31 protein-coding genes, 1 tRNA gene and 1 pseudogene are annotated in these 25224 nt (G+C 54.9%); 16 read left to right on the top strand and 17 right to left on the bottom strand.

The features are described from left to right. Window positions 1-4: 4 nt before the first annotated feature. From nuoL to H7849_RS06945, 11 genes are all read right to left on the bottom strand, one after another. Window positions 5-1966 (bottom strand): NADH-quinone oxidoreductase subunit L, encoded by a 1962-nt coding sequence (nuoL, locus tag H7849_RS06895; protein WP_186745209.1) that lies wholly within the window; start codon window positions 1964-1966, stop codon window positions 5-7. Next, complete coding sequence (nuoK, locus tag H7849_RS06900) at window positions 1963-2265, bottom strand: NADH-quinone oxidoreductase subunit NuoK (protein ID WP_186745211.1); 303 nt, start codon at window positions 2263-2265, stop codon at window positions 1963-1965. The genes nuoL and nuoK overlap by 4 nt, the downstream gene beginning before the upstream one ends. A gap of 5 nt (window positions 2266-2270) precedes the next feature. Then, a complete protein-coding gene (locus tag H7849_RS06905) occupies window positions 2271-2765 on the bottom strand; it encodes an NADH-quinone oxidoreductase subunit J family protein (protein WP_186745213.1) in 495 nt (164 codons plus the stop codon). Between the two features lie 68 nt (window positions 2766-2833). Next, entirely contained in the window at window positions 2834-3889 is a 1056-nt protein-coding gene (nuoH, locus tag H7849_RS06910; protein ID WP_186745214.1) for an NADH-quinone oxidoreductase subunit NuoH, read from the bottom strand. A gap of 23 nt (window positions 3890-3912) precedes the next feature. After that, window positions 3913-6261, bottom strand: a complete 2349-nt coding sequence (gene nuoG, locus H7849_RS06915) for an NADH-quinone oxidoreductase subunit NuoG (protein ID WP_186745216.1) — start codon at window positions 6259-6261, stop codon at window positions 3913-3915. A 15-nt stretch (window positions 6262-6276) separates the two neighbouring features. Further along, window positions 6277-7584: an NADH-quinone oxidoreductase subunit NuoF gene (nuoF, locus tag H7849_RS06920; RefSeq protein ID WP_186745217.1), complete on the bottom strand. Its 1308-nt coding sequence runs from the start codon at window positions 7582-7584 to the stop codon at window positions 6277-6279. Next, window positions 7585-8094 carry an NADH-quinone oxidoreductase subunit NuoE family protein gene (locus H7849_RS06925; RefSeq protein ID WP_186745219.1) on the bottom strand — a complete coding sequence of 170 codons (510 nt, stop codon included), beginning with the start codon at window positions 8092-8094 and terminating at the stop codon, window positions 7585-7587. A 33-nt stretch (window positions 8095-8127) separates the two neighbouring features. After that, window positions 8128-8496, bottom strand: a complete 369-nt coding sequence (locus H7849_RS06930) for a hypothetical protein (RefSeq protein WP_186745221.1) — start codon at window positions 8494-8496, stop codon at window positions 8128-8130. After that, on the bottom strand, window positions 8493-9734 hold the full coding sequence (gene nuoD / locus H7849_RS06935) for an NADH dehydrogenase (quinone) subunit D (RefSeq protein ID WP_186745222.1): 1242 nt from the start codon (window positions 9732-9734) through the stop codon (window positions 8493-8495). The genes H7849_RS06930 and nuoD overlap by 4 nt, the downstream gene beginning before the upstream one ends. Continuing rightward, window positions 9734-10228, bottom strand: coding sequence for an NADH-quinone oxidoreductase subunit C (locus tag H7849_RS06940; RefSeq protein ID WP_186745223.1), 495 nt, complete (start codon window positions 10226-10228; stop codon window positions 9734-9736). Before H7849_RS06940 ends, nuoD begins: the two co-directional genes overlap by 1 nt. Before the next feature lie 59 nt (window positions 10229-10287). Continuing rightward, window positions 10288-10737: an NADH-quinone oxidoreductase subunit A gene (locus H7849_RS06945; protein ID WP_432756526.1), complete on the bottom strand. Its 450-nt coding sequence runs from the start codon at window positions 10735-10737 to the stop codon at window positions 10288-10290. A 235-nt stretch (window positions 10738-10972) separates the two neighbouring features. On the opposite strand from H7849_RS06945, the gene H7849_RS06950 reads away from it, so the two are divergent. From H7849_RS06950 to H7849_RS06965, 4 genes are all read left to right on the top strand, one after another. After that, window positions 10973-11191, top strand: a complete 219-nt coding sequence (locus H7849_RS06950) for a hypothetical protein (RefSeq protein ID WP_186745224.1) — start codon at window positions 10973-10975, stop codon at window positions 11189-11191. 159 nt (window positions 11192-11350) lie between these two features. After that, window positions 11351-11566, top strand: coding sequence for a sulfur carrier protein ThiS (thiS, locus tag H7849_RS06955; RefSeq protein WP_186745225.1), 216 nt, complete (start codon window positions 11351-11353; stop codon window positions 11564-11566). Between the two features lie 162 nt (window positions 11567-11728). Beyond that, entirely contained in the window at window positions 11729-12007 is a 279-nt protein-coding gene (locus tag H7849_RS06960) for a DUF507 family protein (protein WP_186745226.1), read from the top strand. Continuing rightward, complete coding sequence (locus H7849_RS06965) at window positions 12004-12279, top strand: DUF507 family protein (protein WP_186745227.1); 276 nt, start codon at window positions 12004-12006, stop codon at window positions 12277-12279. Before H7849_RS06960 ends, H7849_RS06965 begins: the two co-directional genes overlap by 4 nt. Before the next feature lie 116 nt (window positions 12280-12395). Here the strand turns inward: H7849_RS06965 and H7849_RS06970 are convergent, their stop codons facing one another. Further along, complete coding sequence (locus tag H7849_RS06970) at window positions 12396-13445, bottom strand: LLM class flavin-dependent oxidoreductase (protein ID WP_186745228.1); 1050 nt, start codon at window positions 13443-13445, stop codon at window positions 12396-12398. Between the two features lie 13 nt (window positions 13446-13458). Beyond that, window positions 13459-13602, bottom strand: a complete 144-nt coding sequence (locus H7849_RS06975) for a hypothetical protein (protein WP_186745230.1) — start codon at window positions 13600-13602, stop codon at window positions 13459-13461. On the opposite strand from H7849_RS06975, the gene H7849_RS06980 reads away from it, so the two are divergent. From H7849_RS06980 to hemQ, 8 genes and pseudogenes are all read left to right on the top strand, one after another. Continuing rightward, window positions 13577-13653, top strand: a tRNA-Glu gene (locus tag H7849_RS06980). The two genes, H7849_RS06975 and H7849_RS06980, sit on opposite strands and share 26 nt — an antisense overlap. 107 nt (window positions 13654-13760) lie before the next feature. Continuing rightward, window positions 13761-14684: a LysR family transcriptional regulator gene (locus H7849_RS06985; RefSeq protein ID WP_186745232.1), complete on the top strand. Its 924-nt coding sequence runs from the start codon at window positions 13761-13763 to the stop codon at window positions 14682-14684. A gap of 176 nt (window positions 14685-14860) precedes the next feature. Further along, the gene (locus tag H7849_RS06990; RefSeq protein ID WP_186745233.1) at window positions 14861-15181 is read left to right on the top strand and encodes a ferrochelatase; all 321 of its coding nucleotides are present in this window, start codon (window positions 14861-14863) and stop codon (window positions 15179-15181) included. Window positions 15182-15389: 208 nt separating this feature from the next. Further along, window positions 15390-15434, top strand: a pseudogene (locus H7849_RS27345) (hypothetical protein); the annotation flags it as partial. 52 nt (window positions 15435-15486) lie between these two features. Beyond that, window positions 15487-15855: a glutamyl-tRNA reductase gene (locus H7849_RS06995; protein ID WP_186745235.1), complete on the top strand. Its 369-nt coding sequence runs from the start codon at window positions 15487-15489 to the stop codon at window positions 15853-15855. 28 nt (window positions 15856-15883) lie between these two features. Beyond that, window positions 15884-16327, top strand: coding sequence for a sigma factor (locus H7849_RS27350; RefSeq protein ID WP_186745236.1), 444 nt, complete (start codon window positions 15884-15886; stop codon window positions 16325-16327). Then, window positions 16321-16488 carry a sigma factor-like helix-turn-helix DNA-binding protein gene (locus H7849_RS27355; protein ID WP_432756544.1) on the top strand — a complete coding sequence of 56 codons (168 nt, stop codon included), beginning with the start codon at window positions 16321-16323 and terminating at the stop codon, window positions 16486-16488. Before H7849_RS27350 ends, H7849_RS27355 begins: the two co-directional genes overlap by 7 nt. A 61-nt stretch (window positions 16489-16549) precedes the next feature. Beyond that, entirely contained in the window at window positions 16550-17395 is an 846-nt protein-coding gene (gene hemQ / locus H7849_RS07010) for a hydrogen peroxide-dependent heme synthase (protein ID WP_186745238.1), read from the top strand. A 383-nt stretch (window positions 17396-17778) separates the two neighbouring features. On the opposite strand, the gene H7849_RS27060 is transcribed toward hemQ, so the two are convergent. Genes H7849_RS27060 through H7849_RS07020 form a run of 3 tightly spaced genes read right to left on the bottom strand, consistent with a single transcriptional unit; the run spans window position 17779 to window position 19198 of the window. Continuing rightward, complete coding sequence (locus H7849_RS27060; RefSeq protein WP_285288932.1) at window positions 17779-17937, bottom strand: catalase-related domain-containing protein; 159 nt, start codon at window positions 17935-17937, stop codon at window positions 17779-17781. Then, window positions 17934-18404, bottom strand: a complete 471-nt coding sequence (locus H7849_RS27065) for a catalase (RefSeq protein ID WP_285288933.1) — start codon at window positions 18402-18404, stop codon at window positions 17934-17936. The genes H7849_RS27060 and H7849_RS27065 overlap by 4 nt, the downstream gene beginning before the upstream one ends. 14 nt (window positions 18405-18418) lie before the next feature. Beyond that, window positions 18419-19198: an SDR family NAD(P)-dependent oxidoreductase gene (locus H7849_RS07020; protein WP_186745239.1), complete on the bottom strand. Its 780-nt coding sequence runs from the start codon at window positions 19196-19198 to the stop codon at window positions 18419-18421. Window positions 19199-19438: 240 nt separating this feature from the next. Between H7849_RS07020 and H7849_RS07025 the strand changes: the two genes are divergently transcribed. The 4 genes from H7849_RS07025 (at window position 19439) to H7849_RS07040 (ending at window position 23237) form a co-directional block, all read left to right on the top strand. Then, window positions 19439-19903: a PqqD family protein gene (locus H7849_RS07025; RefSeq protein ID WP_186745240.1), complete on the top strand. Its 465-nt coding sequence runs from the start codon at window positions 19439-19441 to the stop codon at window positions 19901-19903. 219 nt (window positions 19904-20122) lie between these two features. Then, a complete protein-coding gene (locus H7849_RS07030) occupies window positions 20123-20542 on the top strand; it encodes a PqqD family protein (protein WP_186745241.1) in 420 nt (139 codons plus the stop codon). 257 nt (window positions 20543-20799) lie between these two features. Next, on the top strand, window positions 20800-21468 hold the full coding sequence (locus tag H7849_RS07035) for a hypothetical protein (RefSeq protein ID WP_186745242.1): 669 nt from the start codon (window positions 20800-20802) through the stop codon (window positions 21466-21468). 131 nt (window positions 21469-21599) lie between these two features. Then, complete coding sequence (locus H7849_RS07040; protein ID WP_186745243.1) at window positions 21600-23237, top strand: L-lactate permease; 1638 nt, start codon at window positions 21600-21602, stop codon at window positions 23235-23237. Between the two features lie 7 nt (window positions 23238-23244). Here the strand turns inward: H7849_RS07040 and H7849_RS07045 are convergent, their stop codons facing one another. After that, a complete protein-coding gene (locus tag H7849_RS07045) occupies window positions 23245-25206 on the bottom strand; it encodes a CocE/NonD family hydrolase (RefSeq protein WP_251106667.1) in 1962 nt (653 codons plus the stop codon). Window positions 25207-25224 lie beyond the last annotated feature (18 nt).

A 25224-nucleotide genomic window follows, 5' to 3' on the forward strand; every position in this document is an offset into this window, starting at 1 on the left:
ACCTTCAAAAAGTAAAGTGCGATCCAAACCCAAAATAAGTCAGCAACAGCAAAGCCGCTGCGCCAAGCGCGAGCCATCCGGCATACGAGCGGATATTTCCTGATTGCACGCGCTGTACCAGTGAGCCGACACCTTGAGCCGTATACCCCAGTGCGAGGGTTCCACCCGTGATGACCCCCGTATCGAACAGGCCCTTCAACACATAACGCGAAAGCAGAAGAACCGGAGTGACTATGACAGCGCCGTAAAGTTCGTCGATCCGATACTTGTCGAGTAACAGCGAATACAAGCCGTGGACCTTCGCTGCAAGCTGCTCGGGTATTGCAGGTTTCACAAAGTACATCAGATGCGCGATGAACCATCCAATCCCCGCAACTACCACGGAGACAACCGCCAGCAATAACTCCTGAGAATGTGCTCCTTCAGCGACTTCTCCTGCGGGCTGCGTCACAGGACTCAGGAAATGCGTGATCTCTGCATGACCACCAAGCGCTTCCGGAACGCCAACCCATCCGCCGATCACGGAGAGAATCGCAAGAATCACCAGCGGTCCAAGCATGATCCATGGACTCTCATGCACACCGTGTCCGTGACCATGTCCATGATCGTCGGGCGCGGCTTCCTTCGCGCGACTCTCGCCGAAGAAGGTCAGATACCACAACCGGAACATGTAGAACGCTGTCAGCCCAGCGGTGAACAAGCCGATAAACCATACGAGCTTGCCGATGGGGTTGGGTGAGATGAATGCCTGATAAAGAATCTCGTCCTTGCTGAAGAAGCCGGCAAACGGCGGTATGCCGCAAATGGCAAAGACCGCCATCGTCATCGTCCAGAAGGTGATCGGAATCTTCTTCCGTAAGCCGCCCATGACGCGCATGTCCTGCTCGCCGCTGAGCGCGTGGATCACCGACCCGGCAGCAAGGAAGAGCAGCGCTTTGAAGAAAGCGTGCGTCAGCAGATGGAAGATGCCCGAAGAATATGCTGCTACGCCGCAGGCCAGGAACATGTATCCAAGCTGTGAAACCGTGGAGTAGGCGAGAACACGCTTGATGTCGGTTTGCACGAGACCGATGGTCGCGGCAAAGAGCGCAGTCGCTGCGCCGATGAGCGCCAAAGTAGTCAGTGCGAATGGCGACCGATCAAAGATCAGGTGTGTACGCGTAACCATATAGACGCCAGCCGTTACCATCGTGGCTGCGTGAATCAGCGCGGAGACCGGAGTAGGGCCTTCCATCGCATCGGGCAGCCATACATAGAGCGGAATCTGCGCCGACTTGCCTGTTGCGCCCAGAATCAGGAACAGGGCTATGGCAGTCAGAAATCCACCCTGCCACTCCGGGTGTTGTGCAATCTGGTTGAAGACCCGGCCAAAGCTCAACGTGCCGAAATGCGCGATGATGAGAAACATCGCGAGCAAAAAGCCAAAGTCGCCAACGCGGTTTACGACGAAAGCCTTCTTGCCGGCGTTCGCCGCGGAATCCTTCGCGAAGTAGAACCCGATCAGCAGGTAGGACGCGAGGCCAACACCCTCCCAACCCACGAACATGAGCAGGAAGTTTTCCGCCAGCACTAGTGTGAGCATGAAGAACATGAAAAGGTTGAGGTAGGCAAAGAATCGCCAGTACCCCTCTTCATGTGCCATGTATCCGGCAGAGTAAAGATGAATGAGGAAGCCAACGCCTGTCACAACCAGCAACATGATCAGCGTCAGCTGGTCGAGTGCAAAAGCGAAGTCTGCGTGAAAGCTGCCAGCAGTGATCCAGGTCCCCACGTTTTCCGTGTAAGGAAGGGATAAGGAGCTGAAGTGCAGAGCGATATTCAGCACCTGCAGAAACGGAATCAACGTGGCCACCCAGGCAACGGTCGTCACCAGCGCTTTCGGGAAACGACGCCCAAGCAGACCATTCACCAAAAATCCGGCGAAAGGAACGAGCGGAATCAGCCAGAGATTGAGGGAATTGGTCATAGCTTCATCAAATCCACTTGATCAACGTTCAAGGTAGCCCGCGTGCGGAAGAGGGCGATGATAATCGCAAGGCCTACCGCGGCTTCCGCGGCCGCCACCACCATGACGAAGAAAACAAAAATTTGTCCGCTCACCTGATGCCAGCGATGCGCGAACGCTACAAAGGTCAGGTTGACGGCGTTCAGCATCAGCTCAATCGACATGAAGATCGTGATGATATTACGCTTCACGAGAAACGCTGCAACGCCGATGGAGAAGAGGATCGCGCTCAATACGAGGTAGTAGGCAATAGGAACCATTTCGATCAGTGCTCCTTTCGCGCCAGCGCAACCGCGCCTAGGATGGCCACCAGAATCAGGGCAGACGTTGCTTCAAATGGAAGCAGCAGGTCACGAAAGAGCACCTGGCTCAAATCGTGGGTCGTTGCCAGATAGCCGCCAAGCTTTGCGGATCCAAGACGGTCACTCTGCTCCAGGAAGATGTAAGCCAGGATTCCGAAGAGCGCTGCCGCACCAGGAAAGCCGACAATATAGGCAGCTTTGCTGCCATGGGTGTGCTCCTCTACGCCGGCATTCAGCAGCATGATGACAAACGTGAAGAGGACCATGATTGCGCCGGAGTAAACGATCACCTGCGCCGCCGCAAGGAATTCCGCGCCGAGAAGAAGATAGAGCACGGCGAGCGAAGTCATCACAACAATCAGCGAAAGTGCGCTGTTGATAGGGTGGTGCTGCAGCAGGAGATTGAGTGCCCCAGCAACACATAACAGGCCGAAGATGAAGAACAGAACTAAATGCATGCTCTTAGCGAAAGGAACTGTGAAGAAACAAAGTTATAATTCAGCGTCTGTGCCCGAAGGCACCTACTTTACGCCGCGCGAAAAGCCAGCCAAAGGCTAGTCGCAATGATATTTGCAATCGACAGAGGCAACAAAAACCTCCAGCCGAAGCCCATCAGTTGGTCATAGCGGAAACGCGGCAGCGTGCCGCGCACCCAGACATAGAGGAACAGGAAGCAAAAGACCTTGATCACGAACCAGAAGACCGGCAGGAGCGCCTGCACAACAGGGCCGCCCCATTCCGGCAGAAGATTGCCGAACGGACTCGTCCATCCCCCCAGAAAGAGCACCGTCGCAACGCAGCCCACCATGATCATGTTGCCGTATTCGGCCATGAAGAACATGGCGAACTTCATCGAGCTGTATTCGGTATGATAGCCGGCTGTCAGTTCGCTCTCTGCTTCGGAAAGATCGAACGGCGTTCGATTGGTCTCTGCAAACGCTGAAATCAGATAAATGAAGAAGGCAACGAACTGTAGTCCGCCAATCACGTTCCAACTGAGCAGCCCGTGTGACGCCTGGATGTCCACAATGTCCCGTAATCGGAATGACCCCGTGCGCAGCACAACGCCAACCAGTGACAATCCGAGCGCCAACTCATAACTGATCATTTGTGCGCTTGCACGCAACGATCCCAGCAGAGAGTATTTGTTATTTGACGACCACCCAGAGAGCGCAACGCCGTACACGCCAATAGACGTGATACCGAGAATCACCAGCAGCCCGATGTTCACATCGGCAATCTGAAACAGATCGACGCCCTTGACGTATATCTGCCTACCGAACGGGATGACTGAAATCGTAATCAGCGCGCAACTCAACGCAATCACTGGCGCCAGAATATACAGAGGACGATACACACCGGCAGGCAGCAGGTCTTCCTTCAGGAAAAGTTTCAACCCGTCAGCCAGCGGCTGCATTAGGCCAAACGGTCCTACGCGGGTGGGTCCCCAGCGATTCTGGATGCGTCCCACCAACTTGCGCTCCAGCAGCACCGTATAGGCGACCGACATCAGCAGGAGCACCGTGACCACCGCCACCTTCAGCACGGTTAACAGTAGATAGATCCAAATACTTACTTGCATCGGGCCATCCCAGGAAAAAGTGCTTAGTCCGCCGCTGTTTGCGCGGGGTTTGGTGTTGTGTGAGACTCGACGACAGCCTTCATCATATCGCTGAAACGTCCAAGGGTTCCCGAAGTAAATAACGTGTCCTCCGCTGGCAGAACAAGATCACGACGCGAGCCAGCAGGCTGAATCTGCACTAAGTCAAACTTTTCCGGCTGCTCGGTTCCCGTCAACAGTTCCAGACGCGAAACGTGATAGCTGGGAACGAGCCGCTGAATCTCATCAAGAGTGGCAAACGGATCAAATGGGCTTAACTTCAATTCCAGACGATTCGCCGCGAGCCACACCGCATGGCGATCGGCCTCGCCCGATTCGGGACCACGTGACTGTCCCATGTCTGCAGTAACTCCACGTCCGAATGGAACCAGCTTCTTCGGATCGGCGCCCATACGATCGGCAAGTCTTACAATCAATTCGAAGTCGGTACGCACGCCAGCCTTGTCTGCAGCTTTCTTCACCAGCTGGATGTCGCCGTACGTATTTGTAACCGTGCCTGCCTTCTCATAGAGATTGGCGGCGGGAAAGATCACATCGGCGAGCTGAGCCGTCTCGGTCAGAAACATGTCCTGCACGATCAGAAAGGTATTCTTGAGCACCGCGGGATCTACGCCAAAACGTGACACTGGATTCGATCCGACAATATACATGGCGGCAAGATCGCCGCGTTGCGCAGCATCGAACATCTGCAACAGATCCATACCCGGGGTTTTCGGCAAAGGCGCGCCATACTCATCCGTAAAATGAGCGGCATCGCTGACGGGAACATAGCCGGGCAGCATATCCGGGAGGACGCCCATATCCGCTGCACCGCGTGAATTCGCGTAATCGCCGAGAGCGGCAAACTTCGTATTCGGAAGCGAGAGGCCGAAGTCGACGAGTGCTTGAATATCGCGCCCCCGGAATTCTGAACCGAAGACAATCAGTAGCGACTCTTCTTTGCGGAGAGCATCGCGGAACGCCGCAGTGGTGTCGTTGGCAGCAATTGCGCTGTCATTCCCGGCAAGATATTGCACCAGGGAAGCATAGCCATCCTGTGGAATTTGAAGGAATGCCTTCGCCTGCCGGCGCAACTTGATCTCCACATGATTGGCGACGTAGACACGCGCGCGATGCAAACGGACATTCGACCGCAGGTTCCATGCGAGGGCCGGATGTTGGTTCGTAGGATCATTGCCCAGCAATAGAATTGCCGGAGCAGTGAGTGTGTCGCGGAGAGAAGCAGTTCGTCCCGCCTTGCCCGCAAGAGCCGCAGCAAACGAAACATAGTCCGCTGTGCGGTGATGATCGATATTGTTGGTGCCAACAATGGTCCGCGCAAACTTCTGTAGCAGGTACGACTCTTCGTTCGTTGTGCGGTTGGATCCAATCACCCCAATTGCCTGACCGCCCTTTGCTTCTCTAATTTCGCGCAGTTTCTTCGCCGCAAAATCAAGCGCATGATCCCAGCTTACCTCGGCAAAGTTTCCGTCTGGCTGGCGGACGAGTGGCTTTGTCAGTCGATCGGTCCGGTTTGCAAAATCGAATGCGTAACGACCCTTGTTACATAAAAAATCGCCATTGATGCCGCTCTTGTCGCGATTATCCCCGCGGACAATCTCCATGCCGTCATTGACGCGCCGGACACCAAGTGTTGTCTTGCAGCCGTCACCGCAATGTGTGCAGATAGTGGCGATGTGGTTCATCTCCCACGGCCGTGTCTTATAGCGATAGGTTCCGGAGGTAAGCGCTCCGACCGGGCACAGATCGATGCACATGCCGCACTCTTCGCAGTTCAGATGGTCCTGACCGTTGGGAGCTATCACTGCGCCGACGCCGCGGTTTTGAATTCCGAGAGCCCAGACATCCATACCAGGGCCACAAACTGTCACGCAGCGATAGCAGAGAATGCAACGCGGGCGGTCGAAGTACACGACCGGCGACCACTGTTGCTCTTCGCGGTGCTGCTTGATCTCGACGTATTTCGATTCTGCAGCGCCGTACTTAAAGGTCATGTCCTGCAGTTCGCACTCGCCGCCCGCGTCGCATACCGGGCAGTCGAGCGGATGGTTTCCGAGCAACAACTCAATCGTCGCCTTGCGAGCCTGCTTGATCTCGTCGGTTTCTGTAGCGACGACCATGCCCTCGGTCACGGGTGTGGTGCAGGCTGTCTGCAGCTTCGGCATCTTCTCAATGCGAACGACGCACATGCGGCATGCCGCCTGCATCGAAAGCTTGGGGTAGTAGCAAAATGCCGGTATCTCGATGCCCGACGTCCTGCAGGCATCAATCAGTAGCGTTCCGGCGGGCGCGGTCAGCTTCTTGCCATCGACTGTAAACGTTACGTCAGCCATGAAATTCCTAATCCTCTATACCAGCGCCGGTTCTTCGTGTTTTGCATACGGGCAAGGCTTGCCATTCAAATGGTCTTCAAACTCATGCCGGAACTTCTTGATAAACCCAATCGTCGGCATCGCCGCAGCGTCGCCGAGCGGGCAGAACGTTCGGCCCAGCATGTTTTCGGCGAGATACCGGATGTTATCCAGATCTTTATCCACGCCACCGCCCGCATGCACTCGGGTGATCGTCTTCTTCAGCCAGTCCGTGCCTTCGCGGCAGGGAATGCACCAGCCGCAGCTTTCATGCTGATAAAAGGCAATCGTGCGGAGAGCGAATTCGACCATGCAGGTCTGGTCGTCAATCACGACGATGCCGGCAGAGCCGAGCATGCTTCCAGCCTTGCCGAGTTGATCAAAGTCCATACCGACATCGATCTCTTCCGGCAACATCACTGGTGTCGAAGAACCGCCCGGGACCACAGCTTTCAAATTTCTACCGCCGCGAACACCACCGCCGACTTCATAAATGGCCTTCTTGAGGTTGTAGCCCATCGGCAACTCATAGACGCCGGGATTGTTCACATGCCCGCTGATGCCGAACAGGCGCGTTCCACCGTTGCGCTCTGAACCGGCCTTCGCGTACGCTTCGCCGCCCATCAGCATGATGTGCGGCACACTGGCAATCGTCTCGGCATTGTTGATGACAGTGGGCCCGCCATACAACCCAACCACAGCAGGGAAAGGCGGTTTGATGCGCGGAACGCCGCGTTTCCCTTCAAGCGACTCCATCAGGGCCGACTCTTCGCCGACCTCATAGGCACCTGCGCCTGTCTGCGTGATGATGTCAAAGTCGATTCCCGAGCCGAAAATGTCCTTGCCGAGAAAGCCCTTCGCGTAGGCGTCGGCGACAGCCTTCTCCATGATCTTCAGCAGGTAACGGTATTCGCCGCGCAGATAGATGAAGCCCAGCTTGGAACCGATCGCGAGTCCGGCGATCATCGTCCCTTCAATCATCGCGTGGGGATCGTGCAGGAAGATCAGGTGGTCTTTACAGGTTGCCGGCTCGCTCTCGTCGCCGTTGACCAGCACGTACTTCGGCCGATCTGATTGCTTGGGCACGAACGACCACTTCAAGCCCGTTGGAAAGCCGGCGCCGCCGCGGCCACGCAAACCGGAGACTTTCATCTCATTGATGATCCAGTCAGCGCCCTTCTCAATGGCAAGCTTCACCGCCTTGTAGCCATCCAGCTCGATGTATTTGTCGATGTCGGTAGCGCCCTTGCCAAAGCGGCGGGAGATGATCCTTACCTCATCGGGATGGGAGACGAGTCTTGGCATTTATACGGTCTCCTTTCCACGGCCCGCTTTGTAATCCTCGAGAATCTGGTCCATCTTGTCTGGTGTCAGCTCGTCATAGAAGTCGTAATTGATTTGGATCGCTGGAGCCCAGCAACATGCGCCGATGCACTCGACCTCTTCCAGAGAGAACAGGCCGTCCGACGTGGTTCCCTTATGCTCGATACCGAGCCTCTTCTTGCAATGTTCGAGGATGCCATAGCCATCGCGCAGCATGCAGGAGATGTTGGTGCAAACCTGCACGTTGTACTTGCCGATTGGCTTCGTCCGCAGCATTGAGTAATAAGTCAGCACGTTGCGTACATCGAGTTCGGTGATTCCGACGCGCTGTGCTACCTCGGCAACGACGGCATCCGAAATGTAGCCCACCTCGTCCTGCGCATAAAGCAGCATAGGCACAAGCGCCGAGCGCTTCACCGGATACAACGCCACCAAACGGTCGAAACGAGCCGCCGTGGCCGGTGAAAAAATCGTGGTTTGAGGTGTACTCATTCTTTGATCCCCATCCGATAAATCCTGTTACAGCTAATCCTGATCAAAAACCTTCGCGGTAAACGCTTCGGCCGCGATCTCCATCTCGACTGCGCTTCGGCGGTCGCTGAATGTCACCAGGCTGTCCGCCCCGATGCGAAACCCGCCGCCACTCAACCGCCGCTCCGGGCCAGGCTCGTCGTCGTACATTGCCCATTCACCTTTCCCGGTCTGCACGTCAAAGTCAACGACCAGAATCCTGTTTTGTTCGCGGACGGTGAGGCGACCATCTTCGCCTTCATCGACGAAAGCGCGGCCTTCAATTCGGCCCAGATCATGCGCCGCTATATACGAGCGGACAAGGGAAACAAATGATATCCAAAGTTCAGTAAAAACCCGTTGGTCGCCGACAGCTGTACTCACCTGTCGATCTCCCCCAGAACGATATCAATCGATCCGATCACCGCAACCACATCCGCGATCAGCCGTCCTGCGCACATCGTCTGTAGCGCCTGCAGTGTCGCAAACGACGGGTTCCGCATGTGTACGCGATACGGCTTTGCTGTGCCATCGCTAACGGCAAAGTAACCCATCTCGCCGCGTGGCGATTCTACTGCCTGGTAAACCTGCCCAGCAGGAACCGTGAAACCTTCGGTCACAATCTTGAAGTGATAGATGAGCGACTCCATTTGGGTCTTCATCTTTTCGCGGTCCGGTAGGACCACATGCGGCGCGTTGGCTGTAATCGGTCCTTCCGGCATGCCTTCAAGAGCCTGCTCGATGATCTTTACAGATTCGCGCATTTCCTGAATGCGAACCACGTATCGCGCCCACACATCGCAGTCATTCGATACCGGCACCCTGAACTGAAACTTTTCGTAGCTTGAGTACGGCATGTCGCGCCGCAGGTCCCAGTCCACGCCCGAGGCGCGCAGCGGCGGACCGGTTACGCCCAAGGCGATTGCGTCCTCGCCGCTGAGGTAGCCAACACCTTTCAGTCGATTAATGAAAATCGGATTGCCGGTGAGCAGGTTTTCGTATTCATCGATTTTCTCAGGCATGCGCTTGATGAACGTCTTCACGCGGTCGAAAAAGTCGAGCGGTGGCTCCAGTGCCAGCCCGCCCACGCGGAAGTACGAAGTCATCATGCGCTGCCCGGCCACATGCTCAAAGAGGCGCAGAATATCTTCACGCTCACGGAAACAATACAAGAAGACCGTCAGCGCGCCAATATCCATGGCGTGCGTGCCCAGCCAGACCAGGTGCGACTGCAACCGTGTCAGCTCATTCAGAAGCACCCGAATCCACTGCGCGCGATCCGGAATTTCCAGTTGCAGCAGCTTCTCGACGGCCAGGCAGTACGTCAGGTTGTTGGTCATCGGGCACAGGTAGTCGATGCGGTCCGTCATCGGAACCACCTGCTGATAGAACTTCGCCTCGCAGGTCTTCTCGATGCCCGTATGCAGATACCCGATATCCGGGACTACTTTGAGCACCGTCTCGCCGTCGATCTCGATCACCAGGCGCAGCACGCCGTGCGTCGAAGGATGCTGAGGCCCCATGTTCACGACCATGGTGCGGTCCTTCGCGCCTTCCTCCTGACGCGGTTTGATCAGCGTCGAAGTCTCAACAAATTTCGCCAGTTCAGGGCTTGTAGGCATTAGCGGTAGCCCTCCACGGGGTAGTCTTTGCGCAGCGGGTGCCCGTCCCACTCTTCCGGCAGCATGATACGCCTTAATTCGGGATGACCGTGGAAGCGCACCCCGAAGAGGTCCCAAACCTCACGCTCATAGAAGTTTGCAGAAGGCCAGATAGGAGTGATGCTGTCAATCGTGGGGTCAATGCTTTCGACGGGGCTGATCAACCGCACACGATCTTTCAGGGCATGAGAAAGAATGTGGTAGGTGACCTGGAAACGCGGCTCACTCGGATACCAGTCGACACAGGTCACATCTTCAAGAAAGTTGTAGCCGGCAGACTGTACTGCCTTGCATGCGCCACGAATTTCATCGCGCGCGATGGTGACTGTCAATTCCTTGAGATGATATTTTGCGTCGAGAACGGCGTCGGCGTTCCATGCCAGCAGGGAAGCAAGCGCCCGGTTCTCTGGCAACGCTGCACGCACAGCATCTTTCCCTTGAACAGCTGAGTCCATCGAGTCCTTACTTTGCAATGGGGCCGTCAGCGGGCCCGGGTCAGAGTTCTGCCGAAAAGCTACAAATCGCCTTTATCGGAGGACCAATCGAGAATGCCTTTTTTCGAGATGTAGAAGAAGCCGACCAGCACAAAGCCCAGGTATACCAGCATCTCCCAGAAGCCGAAGAGTCGCGAACCGGATATACGCGGCAGGTCGCGATAGATAACAGCCCATGGCAGCATGAAAACAGCCTCCACATCGAAAAGGATGAAGAGCATCGCCACCATGTAGAACCGCACTGAGAAGCGTCCGCGGGCATCGCCTTCCACTGGAATGCCACACTCATAAGCTTCGAGCTTGACCTTGGTGTTGCGGTGACGGCCCAGAAACCAAGACGCGGTTACCATCCCCAGGCCGAGTCCGCATGCAGCAAGGATCTGCAGCAACATCGGAACGTAATTCCAGAAATAGTTTGCGCTTCGCATCCCAACCTCACCGTTCAGCAGTTTATCGCCGAAGCCTCTCATCTGAGAGTAGTTTCTGTATAACGCTGTCGTCAAGGAAGGGCAGACTTTCTCAGTAAATTCTCGACAAATCCTGCTGCCCTTTTCGTTGCGAAGTTGCGCCCTGTAGACAAAGCTGTCTGGTTCGCCGTTCACGTCGCGTCAGGAAGTGTCCCGATCCGGAACAAGAATAGGCCGTAGCCAGGGGTGGCTGAAGTACTCCAGCCAGGCGCCGATAGGCCTGGATGAGGACAAGCTTATGAGCACTCTCAGTCATTCGCTGCATTCCATCCCGGTTAACGATTTCAAACTTTTAAGCGACGACCCTGCGATTGAAGCAGTGTCTACCGAAGAGTCTGCTGATCCCGTAGACGATGGGCTTGGCGCTATACGTGGATTTGTTGCGGCGATGCTCTGCAATGTCGTGCTGGCACTGCTAGCCGTTGGCGGCTGGGGGCTGTGGCGCGTTTTGCGGTAGAACCCAAGTGTTCCACTCAATGATCCGCATGAGGCGCTCTTAGCTGCTGCAACGAAGGAGTTCCAATAGAGGTGGCTTCTTTGGACGGCGATTACTGCGATCTAGACGTGCGCACCATCATTCCGTCCGAGCCGTTAACCTGTCTGATACTCTCAAGCCATGCAGCTTGTGATCAACGGCCAGCCGAGGGAATTTTCCAATCTGACTGCAGACGCAAGGGTAGCCGATCTCGTGGTCGCTCTGGGGCTAAAAAATGACCGTGTAGCCATCGAACAGAATGGCGAGATTGTTTCCCGCTCGGTTTGGTCGGAAGTTACACTGCGACCTGGAGACAAATTTGAAATCGTACACTTTGTCGGAGGCGGAAGACCCTGATGCCGAAACCGGGCCGATACTCCAGGACGGAGGCAGATAAACCGGTTTTCAAATGAAGGCGCCTTGCGCTGCTCCAGGTGTTGACGGGGTCCTTCCAAAATTCCTGCCTTACGCAACAGTCTGAATTTGCTCCGTTTACTGTGCTATATTCCGAAAAGGTCAATGATTTTTTCGAAAGAATATGTTGGATATTTGGCGCGCCATACGGTCAAGCATTTGATCGACGCGAAGATGATCCGGACGGACAAAGCGAAAGTTGTTGAGGAGCGCGTCCATAACGGTTTGCTGGAGGAATTGCAGCTTGAGGACCGCATCAATGAAGAGGTGCGCGTAATTCTGGAGGCTTACCAGGACGATATGCGGAAAACGGGCGCGAGCTATCCAGAGATGTTTAAAAAGGTGAAGCAGGAATTGGCGCGCAAGTATAAGGCGGTGCTGTGAGAATCTCGCGCGACAAGTTGAATAAGCTGGCGCATGTGGTGGCTGACACGCTCGCTGAAACCGATGAGGCGGAGTTTCTAGAGGACCGCAATACGATCCGGCAAGAAGCGCGTAAGGCTCTGGAGCACCTGCTGACGGAGGAGATGCGCATCGATCAGGCCGCACGGCAGAAGATAGAATCTCAACGCAAGGTCATCCTTGAAGGCAGCCAGGAGTGGGATATCCTCTATCGCAAGTACTACACGGATGAAGTCAAAAAGCTGGGGATTTAGAGTGCTTCTATGAATTTCGCCAGCTGTGCAGAGGAGCCTTATAAACTCTGGAAAACACCTAATAGCGTGCCGGCACGGGGCAGCACCGTCGCCGACCAACATCTTTAAAATCTCCTCTACTTTACCGAGGTTAGCCTGTTCTGTTCGATTTCTGCAGCGGCTTGCTTCGCAATCTCTCCGACAATTTCATACGAGCGCAGGCGGGCTGCGTGCTCATACGGATTGCATGTGATAATCAGCTCGTCGGCCTGCGTTTCATCGAGGAATACCTCCAGCTTGCGGCGCACGGTTTCGCGGCTGCCTACGACTGCCAATGCGCGCTTGGATGCGATTGCCGCTTGCTCGAATTCGTTTGCAAGTCCTTCGACCGTATCCATCGGCGGCGCGAGCGGCGCGAGCTTATTACGGATCAGGCGCAGCACGTTGAGGTATTCGGTGGTGGAAAGGTGCTGCGCCTCTTGATCGGTGTCGGCGGCGAGCACGGGAAGCCCGACCATCGTATAAGGCTTGTCGAGCACATCCGATGGCTCGAAGCTGCTGCGGTAGATGTCGAGCGCAGCCAGAGTATTCTCCGGCATAAAGTGACCGGCGAAGGCGAAGGGCAGTCCAAGCTGTCCCGCAAGTTGCGCGCTGAAGCCGCTTGATCCCAGGAGCCAGATGGGAATGTTCAGACCGGCACCAGGCAGCGCACGAACAGCTTGATTTGGCTTGGGCTCAGCGAAGAGTTCGCGCAGCTCGCCGAGCAGCTCGGGGAAGTTGTCGCCGTTTCGCAGATCGCGGCGCAATGCGCGCATGGTAGGAAAGTCGGTTCCTGGCGCGCGGCCGAGGCCAAGATCAATGCGACCGGGATAAATGCTCTCGAGCGTGCCGAACTGTTCGGCGATGACTAGCGGTGCGTGATTGGGCAGCATGATCCCGCCGGAGCCGACGCGGATGGTTGACGTTCCCTGAGCGACGTAGCCGATCAGCACCGAAGTCGCCGAACAGGCGACCGACGCGAGATTGTGATGCTCGGCCAGCCAGTAGCGCTTATATCCCCAGCCTTCCGCATGCTGCGCAAGATCGAGTGTTTCGTGAAAGGTCAGCGTGATCGAGCGGCCTTCCTTTACCGGAGCCAGATCGAGCACCGAGAGTGGTGTGAAAGCTAGACGGGATGATTGTGGCATCGTGTTTCCTGGATTAATTGATGTCTTGAATAGCCGAATGATTCAAGGCCGTGCGCTGTTGTTGCGCGTCCCGTCGCGGCTGGTCTTCTGATAGAATGAACCAGTCGGCAGCGCCCACGTCGGTATCTTCTGGCGCCATGGTGTAATTGGTTAACACGCCGCCCTCTCAAGGCGGAGAGTTCGGGTTCGATCCCCGATGGCGCTACCACGCATCAAATTCCGGCTTGCGGTAATTGACTTGAGTTTCAAGGAAGTAAGGCGGATTTCGCATGCGTGCTGGACGAGTCTCTTGACTTCAATGGCCATCAAATAGGCATGGAACTACGTCAGCTTCAATATTTCTGCTCGGTGGTACAGGCGGGAAGCTTTACGAAGGCAGCTGAGCAAGAGGGTATCGCGCAACCCTCGCTATCTCAACAGATTCAGCGTTTGGAGAGAACTCTGGGTACGGTGCTTTTTGTCCGTCTCGGAAGATCGGTGCAACTCACACATGCTGGCACCGTCTTTTATCCATACGCGCGCGATATCTTGAATCAGGCAAAGCGCGCGACCACTCAGATCAGACAGCTTGAAACCGAAATTCGTGGTCCGCTTCGGGTTGGTGTAATCCCGACAGTTCTTCCGTACCTCGTAGCTCCTAACCTTCATGAGTTCTCCGCCCAATATCCCGAGGTTGAAGTAATCCTGGAAGAGGCTCTGACAGAACAGCTCACCGAGAATCTCAAGGCCTGCGAACTGGATCTGATCATTGTTAGCCTCCCTCTGAAAGGCGCGGAATTGCTTCGTGATCCACTTGTCCTGGTTACAGCCAAGAGCCACAAATTCGTCTCACTCCCGGTTGGCGCGAATCGAGACCTGTCTGGAGAGCGATTGCTTCTCTTAAAGGAAGGGCATTGCTTTCGAGAAGACATGTTGACGGCTTGCAGGCGTAGTCAGGCGGAGATGGCCCCAGCGTTTGAGTCGGATCACTTCGGATCAATTTTTCCGCTGGTAGCTGCTGGCGCCGGAGTGAGTATTGCGCCTTTGATGGCCGCATACCATGCTCACGGCTGCTCAATTGTCTCGCTTGCCCGGCCGCAGTTTCGCCGCGTGGGTTTCGCGCGACTGAAAAGCGGTGCGCACTTCAAGCCCCTTACCGCATTTACCAAATGGCTCCGTACCGTGGCTGCGGATGCAAATCGCCCTGCAAATTCACCTCCAACGGACAGTCCCGACCGCGCCTGCGATTCGGCAGTGTGAGCAGGGCAAAGAACAATGACAGCCTATCGCTGTCATAGGGGCGGGTTCTACCTCACAGTTCCTAAAACAGCTACGGTAAAGCAGTGGCATTGGTCCACACCATGATTGCCGAACAGATCGAAGCTCCGGAGATTGCTGCCAATCCTAGAGGTGTACCAGGATTTCATGCGAGGTGAATGATGGAATGGCCACATGCTGCCTCTGATGGCATCATCCTGCTGGCTCACGGAACCCCCGATGTTCTGGGGGAGATGCATGCTTATCTCAAACTGGTGACTGGCGGCCGGGCGTACCCCCGGAAGCTGTTCATGAACTGCAGGAGCGCTACGCGCAGAACGGTTTATCCGACACTTCGGCAGGCCGCGCTTCTTGAGGAGCGGCTTGGACGAAAGATATATGTGGGCATGCGTAATTGGACACCATTCATTCTCGACGTTGTGGAAGAGATGAAGCGAGATGGGATAACGAAAGCCAAGACGATCTGCCTGGCACCGTAGAATTCGCGTACCAGCGTGGGACTTTATAAGCGAGCGATCGACGAAGCAGCAGGCGACTCGATCGATGTCGAGTTTATTGCCGGAGGGGCAGACCACCCGTTGTTGATTCAAGCATTCGCTGAACGGTCGCGTGTAGGACACGATATGCATTTTCTTTTTGTAGGGACAAATCACAAGACCCTCCGTTGAATTTCTTGAGCGATTGGCGATGAATGCGGATGACCTTGACGAGGTTACGCGTGGACTCCGTGCAATCCCCGGCGTCGATGAAGTCATGGTGCTTTCGACCTGCAAGCGCGTGGAGGTTGTCATCCCTTACCCCGGAGACAGGCCAAGATCTATCAGGCTGGGTTGGGCAACAATTCAATCTGGATGCCAGCACGCTACGGTCGTATTTCTATGAGCACCGAGAGATCGATGCGGTCCAGCACTTGTTTCGTGTGGCCTCAAGTCTCGATTCAATGGTGGTTGGAGAGCCGCAGATCCTGGGACAAGTGAAGAATGCCTATGCTGCAGGTCGGTTGGGCGGAACGATCGGTCCACATCTTGAGAAGTTGCTGCAATCGGCTTTCTTTGTTGCAAAGAAAGTGCGAACGGAGACGCAAGTCGGCAACGCATCGGTATCGATAGCGTCGGTCAACCGACGCGCCACCTTGTCAGCGCTGAACTTATGACCAGACTTGAGGCCGAGAGGGTCATCGCATGATTCTGGAGACTAGACCAAGGAACTTCTCTGGAGAACCTCGCCCACTGGATGAGCATCGTCTCGCAGCGCAGGCAAAATCTGAAGACTCGCAAACCCTCGCGCGCGTCATCGAACACAACAGGGCTAAACTGATCAGAGTTGCCTTGCGGATAACCCAGCACCGAGAGGATGCGAAGGATGCGGTGCAGGAAGGATCCCTTCGAGCCCATCAGAATCTGGCACAGTTTCAGGGCAACTCCGCGCTTAGCACGTGGTTGACGCGGGTCGTCGTGAACGAAGCCTTGTCGTGTCTTCGCAAAGGCGGGCGGATCATTTGTCACTCGATGCTCCCGTTGAGACCGAAGATGGGCTGGTATTCCCGGATCCATTGGAAACGCAGCCAACACCGGAACTTTAGTACGTTGAAACCGAAGCCACGTCTCGCCTGCATAAACTGGTGAGGAAACTACCTCCAGCCTTTCGTCCGATAATTGTCTTGCGTCATGTTGACGAATTGAGCATAGAAGAGACGGCAGATGCCCTTAGGATTAGTGTGGCTGCAGCGAAACGCAGAGTCCTGAGAGCGCGCCGTCGGCTTCGTGAGAGCCTTAGTACGTGCTGAGAGCGAACCGGAGCAATACGTCAGGCTTATACAATTTCCGGCAGATGAATGGAGAGATGAAATGGCATCAACAGTAAACGCCCAACTACCTGCAGTGCCTCTGACTATTGAAGGAGCTTGCATCCTGCACCTCATGTATAAGTTCCGGTGGACAGAATGGGGCACGCAATCTTCCGCAGACAGGCAAAGTGCTCTTGGTGAAGCTGCGGACTTTCTCCAGGAAGCCGTTGGCGGGTCCTCCCAATCAAATCAAGCCGCCCTTTATTCAGTCATTGGTCAGAAGGCAGATTTGATGCTTATTTATTTCGCCGACTCGATGGAAGATCTCAATCGATTTGAGATCCGGTTTGCTCAGACGGCGCTGTATCGCTTTCTCGATCCGGCAGGATCCTATATCTCAATCGTCGAGTTGGGACTCTATGAGTCTTCTGCAAAGACATATGCCGATCTGATTGAGAAACAAATCGAACCTCATTCGCCCGAGTGGAATGAAGAAATAAAAGCCGTGCTCGAACGGCAGAAGAATGCGATGACAACCCGTTTGTTCCCCTCTATCCCGCAGACAAAATATCTTTGCTTTTACCCGATGGATCGCCGTCGCGGCGAATCCAAAAATTGGTACACCGAGGAGATGGGCGAGCGCCAACGAATGATGCATGAACATGGCCTCATCGGACGTCGATATGCGGCACACGTGAAACAAATCATTTCAGGCTCGATCGGATTCGACGATTGGGAGTGGGCGGTTGACTTGTTTGCTGACGATGCCCTGGTCTTCAAGAAACTCATTTACGAGATGCGTTTCGATGAAGTCAGTGCAGTCTTTGCCCAGTTTGGCACATTTCATTTAGGCGTTCGACTGCAATTGGATGCCCTTGGCCAGTGGGCCGACGGCTCCAGGGAATAAGCGATGCGACCATGTTCGATGATGCTTCTCTAGCCAAGAAGTGGGTGCGCTGCTTCTGGGATCTCTTCGTAATTTTTTTTAGTAATCGTGGCTAGGCTGGCCCATCGATCGAAGCCTGGTGCTTCGGACCTGCGTCGTAGCAAGCCTGCTACTATTGCGCCGATTCGACGAACGCGGACAGAACATCGGATGGAGTGAAAAGCTCCGATTACCACTTTTGTGGCTCCCCAAGAAACTCGTAGAACCAACGATCCGGTCTCGTTGCTTGCAACGTCACCAATCAGGCGCTCTTGCTTACACCTTCAATTTTGCAGGCTGCCGATCGTTCGAGCGTTTAAACCCGAGGAAGATCAGCCTGCTCAGTGAATGTTAAGTGTGAACGACTACTTGCCATGTGCCGCGATGGCCTTCGCAACACCCTCACCATAGGCTGGATCCGCTTTCGTGCAATTGCTGATGTGCCGTTCCTGAACAGCCTTTGAAGCGCCCGCGATTGCTCGCGCGGTGTTTTCGAACAAACGCTGTTGCTCGTCAGGAGTCATGAGTTGAAAGAGAGCTCTTGGCTGAGAGAAGTAGTCCGAATCATCCTTGCTATAGTCGAATTTCGCTGCTTCGCCATCGATTGCCATGGGTGGTTCGGAGTAGTCTGGCTGCTCTTCCCATTCACCGTAGCTATTCGGTTCATAGCTGAGAGTCCGCCGCCATTGCCGTCGACTCTCATGGCGCCGTCGCGGTGATAGCTGTGAAACGGGCACTTAGGAGCGTTCACGGGAATCAGATCGTGATTGACTCCCAGACGATACCGCTGTGCATCTCCATAGGAGAAGAGACGCCCCTGCAAGAGTTTGTCCGGAGAGAAGCTGATGCCGGGTACGATATTCGTCGGCGCAAATGCGGCCTGTTCGACTTCAGCAAAGTAGTTCTCCTGGTTACGGACATCGGTCGGCTCCCCCTCCGCAAAGACCGAACGACTCATTCTGCCATAGCGGAATGGAGAACGAGCAGTCATTGAAGACTGCGTGTTCAGCGCTTTTGCCGGCGCAGCGATTCCCAACTGCCGTCGGCTGTCCAGCCTCCGTCGACGACGAGCGCATGGCCGTTGATGAAGCTACTCTCATTGTTGTCGGCCAGGAAGGCGATTGCTCGGGCCACGTCGTCTGGAGTTGCGAAACGAGCCATGGGCACGCGGCTTGTAATGTCGACGTCGCTGTAACTTCCTCCGGCCTGATCGGCGGCATCCATTTCGGTCTTTACCCAGCCTGGGCAAACAGCATTGACACGCACTCCCCGGCCTCCCCATTCGGCCGCGAGAGTGCGGGTAAGCCCAATGAGCCCGTGTTTTGACGCGTTGTAGGCCGCCCGATCTGCGATGCCGACAAGGCCAGCGATCGACGCAACGTTAATAATTGAGCCCTTGCCCGCTTCCAGCATCTTTCCTCCGAAGATCTTAGCCAGGATGAACGGCGCTATGAGATTCACATCGAGGACGCGGCGATATTGGCTTACAGTTGTGCGTTCCGCTGGCGATATGAGACTGACGCCGGCATTGTTTACGAGAACATCTGCGTGTCCATAGATGTCGAAGACCTGGCGAGCGAGGTAGTCGACTGCGGTCTCATCGGTCACATCGCCAACAAGACCGATGGCTTTCCCACCACTTGCCTCGACGGCTTTCAGGGTTTCGTCAGGTTGATGCAGATCGATAATGACGATCGCGTATCCTCGCTTAGTTAGCAACTCAGCGGTACGTCGGCCAATCCCTTGTGCTCCGCCTGTAACGACTGCTGTAGGTCTGGTTCCCATGGATTTCTTTCTCTACGGAGTTATCTTCCAGTCTCAACGGTGCTAAGTTCGGATTGCATAAAGCCCAAGCGATAAGTGATAGCTAGTGCAATTGATGAAGAAAAACAGCGACAGTAACAGATTACTAGAAAGGCATAATTAGTTACCGAGCAAATCAAGGAGACTCATGTACACTTTGCAGTAAATAGCGGACCCGAACGACTCTCCCTCCGCTGAACTGTTGAATCAGGAGAGCTCAAGATGGAAGTCGTGCGCACCAATTCTGACGCCTTGGTTGTTAATAAGCTTCCCGATGGTTCCAGAGTCATTGTCGACCCCAACAACGAGACGGTTCTTGCTCTAAACGCAACAGCCGGCGCGGCATGGGACGCGTGCAGCAGTCCGACGACTCTATCTAAGGTGACGGAAGATATGCGGCGTTCCTTTGACCGGACGGTCACTGAGGATCTAGCTGCAGAAGCGATTCTGCGCCTGGAGGAGCAGCAACTTGTGAAAACATCCGGACTGCAACCCAATCGCAGGCAATTTATGGCAACTTTGGGTGCCGCAGCCTTGCCGCTAGTCGCATCGCTGCCGTTGGTGGAACAGCGAGCATATGCGCAGAAGGCGCGGTCAGCACCCTCGACACCGCCGCCTTCGACACCACCTCCTGACAACGGGCATGGGATTCTCTGGTGGATCCTGCACTTGCTGGGTCTTGTGTAAGCGGCTACTCGGATCGCCCAGACTTCGGCGACAAGTTGCAATTTTTTGCAACTTATCGCAACTCATTGCAATGAATGACTCGAATAATTGAGTTACCGAAGACTCGTAGAAAGTTACCAAGAGATTATCGATAGAAACCAGGCTGGCTCGCTTACACTTCCTAAGTGAAGGAAGTGCGGAAACGACCGCATTGGTGAAATGCCAAGAAGAGAGGCCAAAATGCACATAGAGCGAGCGAATGCAGACGGCTTAGTGATAAACCAGTTGCCTGACGGCTCCAAGGTCATTACGGATCGTGCGAATGAAACGGTCTTTGCTCTGAACTCGACAGCTGGCGCAGCGTGGGATGCATGCAGCACTCCGACGACACTCTCCGTGATTAGGGAAAACATGCGGCAGTCGATCGGTTCGGGGGTAAGCGAGGAATTGGCGGAAGAGGCGATTCTCCAATTGCAGAAGAACAAGCTGGTGACGGCAACAGGATCGTTCTCGCAGGCGACGCGGCGCGAGTTCCTCGCGTCCTTGACAGCCGCCGCGTTGCCGCTGGTTGTTTCGTTGACAGTGGCTGAGCAACAGGCGTTTGCCAAGAAAACACGATCTGTGCCGCGCCCCGACCCGGACCCGAAGCCGCATTCCTAAGAATGTAAGGAATGCGGGGAACTGTGATGTCTCCATCACGAGTGGATCAGTCTGCGGATTTTCGGAGAGCAATTGTTTCCTAAACTGCTGTCCTTCAGAATCAACAATTGAGTTAATTTGTTTGCCACGCGGTCTTCATGTCAATTACTTACAGTTTCGGTGTTTCCGCATTTGGCTGTAATATGCGTGTGGCGTCTGAGTCCCTTGACGCCTACTCGGTCCTAAAACGTTATGTTTTCCCGTCGCTGTCGAGACGAATGGATGACGCGGGTCCGGCGGATGTCTTTGTTCGCATAGTACAGGTGGCGGATCAATTTCATTTGTCTGTGGATAATGTTGTAGTCGCGTCATCCGGGCAAGCGATCAATCTGGTGCCCGATCTCATCAGGGCATTGGACGATGCTGTGATTCCACGCCTGACCACACTGCGCGCTGTTCATGCGGGCGCGGTCTTATTGGGAGAGCGGGCCTTGTTGCTACCGGGTGCTACGCATGCGGGCAAATCGTCACTGGTGGCAGAACTTTTGCGACGTGGTGCTACTTATTTCTCTGATGAGTATGCGTTTATTGATTCAAGAGGCTACGTGCATCCGTATCCGCGCCCACTGCTCGTGCGGAATGGCTGTCCAGAGCAACTCCCTATGCTTGCGGAAGAATACAACGCTACGGTTGGTGATGTTGCCGCACCAGTTGGATGGATTGTCTCGCTGGAATATATGCGGGAGGGTAAATGGAATGTTGCTACGGTTCCTCAAAGCGAGGCTCTGCTGAACCTCTTGCGGAATACGCCGCACGTTCTTTCGGAGATGCCGGATATGATAGGCGTCTTTCAGCGCGCGGTTGCGGGAGCCGCATGTTATGCCGGGCGGAGGAGCGAAGTGGCTGACGCGGCTGACCATGTCCTACAGTTGACTGGTGGTGTTTGATAATCATCCGGTGCGGCCTTTACAAGCGTCCTTGTTCAAGCGGTCTTCCGGTAATTTGACACTTCGAGATAGGCAACATACCATTGGCCCACTGTCACTCGCCAAATCCACGCAGCTGGACAACCTAAAGCATGGCATGGCCGCAAACGTATTTATTGTTTGGGAAAGGTCTGGCCTTTTCCGCTCTTCTTGCGGCGACTCCTATATTTACCCTACTAGTCCTTCTCGGCGTTCTTCGCAGGCCATCGTGGATTGCCGGGCTCTCCGGTCTCGGTATCACTCTCGCGCTCGCGATTGGAGGATACCGCATGCCCATTACGACAGCGGTGAGTGCAGCTCTTCAGGGAGCGGCTTTCGGGCTGTTTCCCATATCGTGGATTGTTTTTTGGGCAATCGCGCTGTTTCGCGTTACCGAGGTGACGGGTAAGTTCGAAATCATTAAGCAATCAGTCAGCAGATTGACACCCGACCTTCGTCTACAAGCCCTTTTGATTGCTTTTGCGTTTGGGGCATTCCTTGAAGGTGCGGCTGGCTTCGGTACTCCCGTGGCAATTGCTGCGACGATGCTTACAGGGCTGGGTTTTTCGGCGTTCACTGCCTCGGCTCTTTGTCTACTGGCGAATACGGCACCAGTTGCGTTTGGATCTATCGCCATTCCAGTCGTGACGCTGGCGGGAACCACAGGTCTGGCGCTGGATAAACTCAGCTCCGCAGTAGGCAGCTTTTGCGCCCCAGTTTCTCTCGTCCTTCCGACTTATTTGATTGTTGCAATGTGGGGATTCCGAGGTGTTGCGGGGATCTGGTTTCCCGCCGCGGCAGCAGGTTTGTCCTTTGCCTCAGTGCAGTTCGTGGTGTCGAATTTCATCGGGCCGCAGCTAACTGACATTCTGGCATCGCTCACCGCCATGCTCACGCTGGTTGTGGTCCTGCGCTATTGGCACCCCACGACAGATCATGCGAGCGAATACTTGCGCAAAAGGGGGTTGCTGGAACGCAATGTTTCCGAGTACAGCATGGCCGAGGCAATCTACGCATGGTTGCCTTATGTATTGCTGGTGGTCTGCGTTCTTCTGTGGGGGTATAGACCGATTCAGACCCTGCTGAACTCGGTGAGTGTTGCGATTCCATGGCCATTTCTACATAACGTCGTTTGGCGTATGCCGCCGATTGTTGCCCGGTCTGCGCCTTACCCTGCGATCTTCAATCTGAACTGGTTTGCTGCTTCGGGCACATCATGCATGATTGCGACCTTGCTTTCGGCGATCTGCTTGAGGATGAGCCCCGTGAAGTTTGTGCACGTGCTTTTATCAGTTGTGCGTACACTGCTCCTGCCCACCGTAACGGTCACCTCGGTGCTCGCGATGGCCTTCCTGATGAACTATTCCGGAGCGACTGCAACGCTGGGTTTGGCGTTCTCGGCCACGGGAGCGGTGTTTCCTTTCTTCAGCGCTCTTCTGGGCTGGCTTGGCGTGTTTCTGACTGGCTCCGATACCGCGGCGAATGCGTTGTTCGGGGGCTTACAAGTGATTACAGCTGGCCGTCTCGGCATGGACCCTGTTCTGCTCGCTGCCTCGAACTCTGCGGGAGGGGTGATGGGCAAAATGATTAGTCTGCAAACCATTGCGGTTGCCGCCGCTGCGACGGGGATGTCCGTCGCCGACCAATCAAAGCTCTTTCGCTTTACGCTAAAGCACAGCCTTCTGTTGGCGAGCGTGATCGGCGGGTTGGCACTTCTCTACGTGTATGTAGTTCACCTTCGCTGGAGTTGAATGCACTTCAGTGCTCAGTTACAAGCGGCAACTCTACAAAGCTTGCCTGTGTAGGGGAGTGATAGATGCGCATCGTAGCTTTTTGATAGTCCGAAGGCTGTGCAAAGAAGATGTTCGGTACAAAAGTTTGGGGGTTTCGGTCGTAGAGCGGAAACCAGCTTGACTGCACCTGGACCATGATTTTATGCCCTGCAGCGAAGATGTGGTTCGTGGTTGGCAACGCAAATTTGTATTGCAGCGGTGTATTTGGTGGGATCGCCTTGGGCTCGGAGAGACTCTCGCGATAACGACCTCGAAAGATGTCCATGGACACGGGTAACTGATAGCCTCCTAACTCAGGCTGGCCAGCAACTTCATCGGGATAAACATCGATTAGCTTTACTACCCAATCGGCGTCGCTTCCGGAGGTTGATGCGAACAGATTCGCAATGGGCTCGCCGCTGATCTTAACAGGTGCAGTGAGAGTCTCTGTGGTAAAGGTCAGAACATCGGTTCGCCCAGAGAACTCGCGCTGGTCATCCACAAGCCATCGTACCCATGACAGGTTTGGTGTATAACCGACAGGTTGGCTGGGGCGCGCGCGGAAAGGAACTGGTTTAGCTGGATCTGAAATATATTCGTCGAATGCTGCTTTCTTTGTGGGGGCTGTGAACGCGAGCTTCCCTTCCGCCTGCAGATAAAGCGGCGTTGGTTTTGGCGTGCAACCATTCGCACAGCCTGAGGGCCATGCCTGGAGGCGCTCCCACTTATTCGTACCTGTTTCAAATGCAGTGACCGGAGCCGTGTCCATCGGCGGCGCATCGTCCTTCAGGTAGTGCGCGAGAAACGGCGCAAGAATTTGTTCGCGGAAATAAAGTCCAGTGTCGCTATGGAAATTAATTGCGCCGAGCGAGCTGGCATCTTCGATTTCCTGGCCGTGGTGCCAGGGACCCAGGACGAGAAACAGCTTGTTATTGCTTGTGTTCTTAGGCTCAAGGGCTTTGTAGACAGCAATAGCGCCGTAGATGTCTTCCTGGTCCCACAAGCTGGCTACAAGCATGGTCGGCACAGTCGTCGGCTCGTTAGCGAGAATCCGATCTACTGCCTGGTCGCTCCAGAAACTGTCGTAAGCTGGATGCCCGGTCACTTTCGTCCAGAAGCCAATCTGATCCATTTTGCGTTGCTTGCCCAACTCGCCTGCCGACCCCGCATTCATGTAGGTGTCGTAATCATCGAAGTTGCTGGAGAGCCAGTGCGCGTCGTTCGAGCGGGTTGCCGTCTGCTCGTAGATATACGGCATGTTTTGTTCTCGGAAGGCGCCGTTATGAAACCAGTCGTCGCCACGCCAGCCGTCCACCATCGGGTTCATAGGAACGGCAACCTTCAGAGCCGGATGCGGATGAATGAGAGGCATGAGAGAGAGAAAGCCGTCATAGGAGATTCCCAGGACGCCGACCTTCCCATTCGTCTCCGGTATGTTCTTTACCAGCCAATCGATCGTGTCGTAGGTGTCGGTTGATTCATCAACCGGAGTCGGATTGAGCGGCCCATGGATCGGACGATTCATCACGTAGTCGCCTTCACTGCCGTATTTTCCGCGAATGTCCTGCACAATACGGATGTAGCCGCCTGCAATGATCGTTTCGGTTGCATTGTCGTAGCCCCACAAACTGGTTGCCAGATGCACGCTGGGTGTGTTCATTGTGAGCGCATTGGCGCTGTACGGAGTGCGCGTCAAGAGAATGCCTTCGTGCTTTGCGCCATGGGGCACCAGAATGACTGTGTGCAGCTTTACTCCATCACGCATGGGAATCATGACTTCGCGGCGTTCGAAGTCCATGCCGAAGGTGGACGGCTGAAAGGTTGCAGGCGTCTCGCTAGGATAATTCGGATAGAGCGGCGCTTGAGTTGTTTGTGCGCTTAGAGCGCCTGCAACGAAAAGAATAAATGCAAAAATTGACGAGTGAAGCCAGCGAAAATTCTTACGCAAGAGCGAACACCTTTTCAG

The organism is Alloacidobacterium dinghuense, from assembly GCF_014274465.1.
Lineage (GTDB): Bacteria > Acidobacteriota > Terriglobia > Terriglobales > Acidobacteriaceae > Alloacidobacterium > Alloacidobacterium dinghuense.

Coding starts and splice junctions, on each gene's coding strand:
- nuoD (WP_186745222.1), bottom strand. CDS start 9,734: ATGCCTACAAGCCCTGAACTGGCGAAATTTGTTGAGACTTCGACGCTG.
- H7849_RS06985 (WP_186745232.1), top strand. CDS start 13,761: ATGGAACTACGTCAGCTTCAATATTTCTGCTCGGTGGTACAGGCGGGA.
- H7849_RS06970 (WP_186745228.1), bottom strand. CDS start 13,445: ATGCCACAATCATCCCGTCTAGCTTTCACACCACTCTCGGTGCTCGAT.
- H7849_RS06950 (WP_186745224.1), top strand. CDS start 10,973: ATGAGCACTCTCAGTCATTCGCTGCATTCCATCCCGGTTAACGATTTC.
- H7849_RS07035 (WP_186745242.1), top strand. CDS start 20,800: ATGGATGACGCGGGTCCGGCGGATGTCTTTGTTCGCATAGTACAGGTG.
- H7849_RS27065 (WP_285288933.1), bottom strand. CDS start 18,404: ATGACTGCTCGTTCTCCATTCCGCTATGGCAGAATGAGTCGTTCGGTC.
- H7849_RS27060 (WP_285288932.1), bottom strand. CDS start 17,937: ATGACTCCTGACGAGCAACAGCGTTTGTTCGAAAACACCGCGCGAGCA.
- H7849_RS06905 (WP_186745213.1), bottom strand. CDS start 2,765: ATGCATTTAGTTCTGTTCTTCATCTTCGGCCTGTTATGTGTTGCTGGG.
- H7849_RS06990 (WP_186745233.1), top strand. CDS start 14,861: ATGATGGAATGGCCACATGCTGCCTCTGATGGCATCATCCTGCTGGCT.
- H7849_RS06960 (WP_186745226.1), top strand. CDS start 11,729: ATGATTTTTTCGAAAGAATATGTTGGATATTTGGCGCGCCATACGGTC.
- H7849_RS07025 (WP_186745240.1), top strand. CDS start 19,439: ATGGAAGTCGTGCGCACCAATTCTGACGCCTTGGTTGTTAATAAGCTT.
- H7849_RS27350 (WP_186745236.1), top strand. CDS start 15,884: ATGATTCTGGAGACTAGACCAAGGAACTTCTCTGGAGAACCTCGCCCA.
- nuoG (WP_186745216.1), bottom strand. CDS start 6,261: ATGGCTGACGTAACGTTTACAGTCGATGGCAAGAAGCTGACCGCGCCC.
- nuoF (WP_186745217.1), bottom strand. CDS start 7,584: ATGCCAAGACTCGTCTCCCATCCCGATGAGGTAAGGATCATCTCCCGC.
- hemQ (WP_186745238.1), top strand. CDS start 16,550: ATGGCATCAACAGTAAACGCCCAACTACCTGCAGTGCCTCTGACTATT.
- H7849_RS06925 (WP_186745219.1), bottom strand. CDS start 8,094: ATGAGTACACCTCAAACCACGATTTTTTCACCGGCCACGGCGGCTCGT.
- H7849_RS07040 (WP_186745243.1), top strand. CDS start 21,600: ATGGCATGGCCGCAAACGTATTTATTGTTTGGGAAAGGTCTGGCCTTT.
- nuoK (WP_186745211.1), bottom strand. CDS start 2,265: ATGGTTCCTATTGCCTACTACCTCGTATTGAGCGCGATCCTCTTCTCC.
- thiS (WP_186745225.1), top strand. CDS start 11,351: ATGCAGCTTGTGATCAACGGCCAGCCGAGGGAATTTTCCAATCTGACT.
- H7849_RS06945 (WP_432756526.1), bottom strand. CDS start 10,737: ATGAGAGGCTTCGGCGATAAACTGCTGAACGGTGAGGTTGGGATGCGA.
- H7849_RS07030 (WP_186745241.1), top strand. CDS start 20,123: ATGCACATAGAGCGAGCGAATGCAGACGGCTTAGTGATAAACCAGTTG.
- H7849_RS06940 (WP_186745223.1), bottom strand. CDS start 10,228: ATGGACTCAGCTGTTCAAGGGAAAGATGCTGTGCGTGCAGCGTTGCCA.
- H7849_RS07020 (WP_186745239.1), bottom strand. CDS start 19,198: ATGGGAACCAGACCTACAGCAGTCGTTACAGGCGGAGCACAAGGGATT.
- nuoH (WP_186745214.1), bottom strand. CDS start 3,889: ATGCAAGTAAGTATTTGGATCTATCTACTGTTAACCGTGCTGAAGGTG.
- nuoL (WP_186745209.1), bottom strand. CDS start 1,966: ATGACCAATTCCCTCAATCTCTGGCTGATTCCGCTCGTTCCTTTCGCC.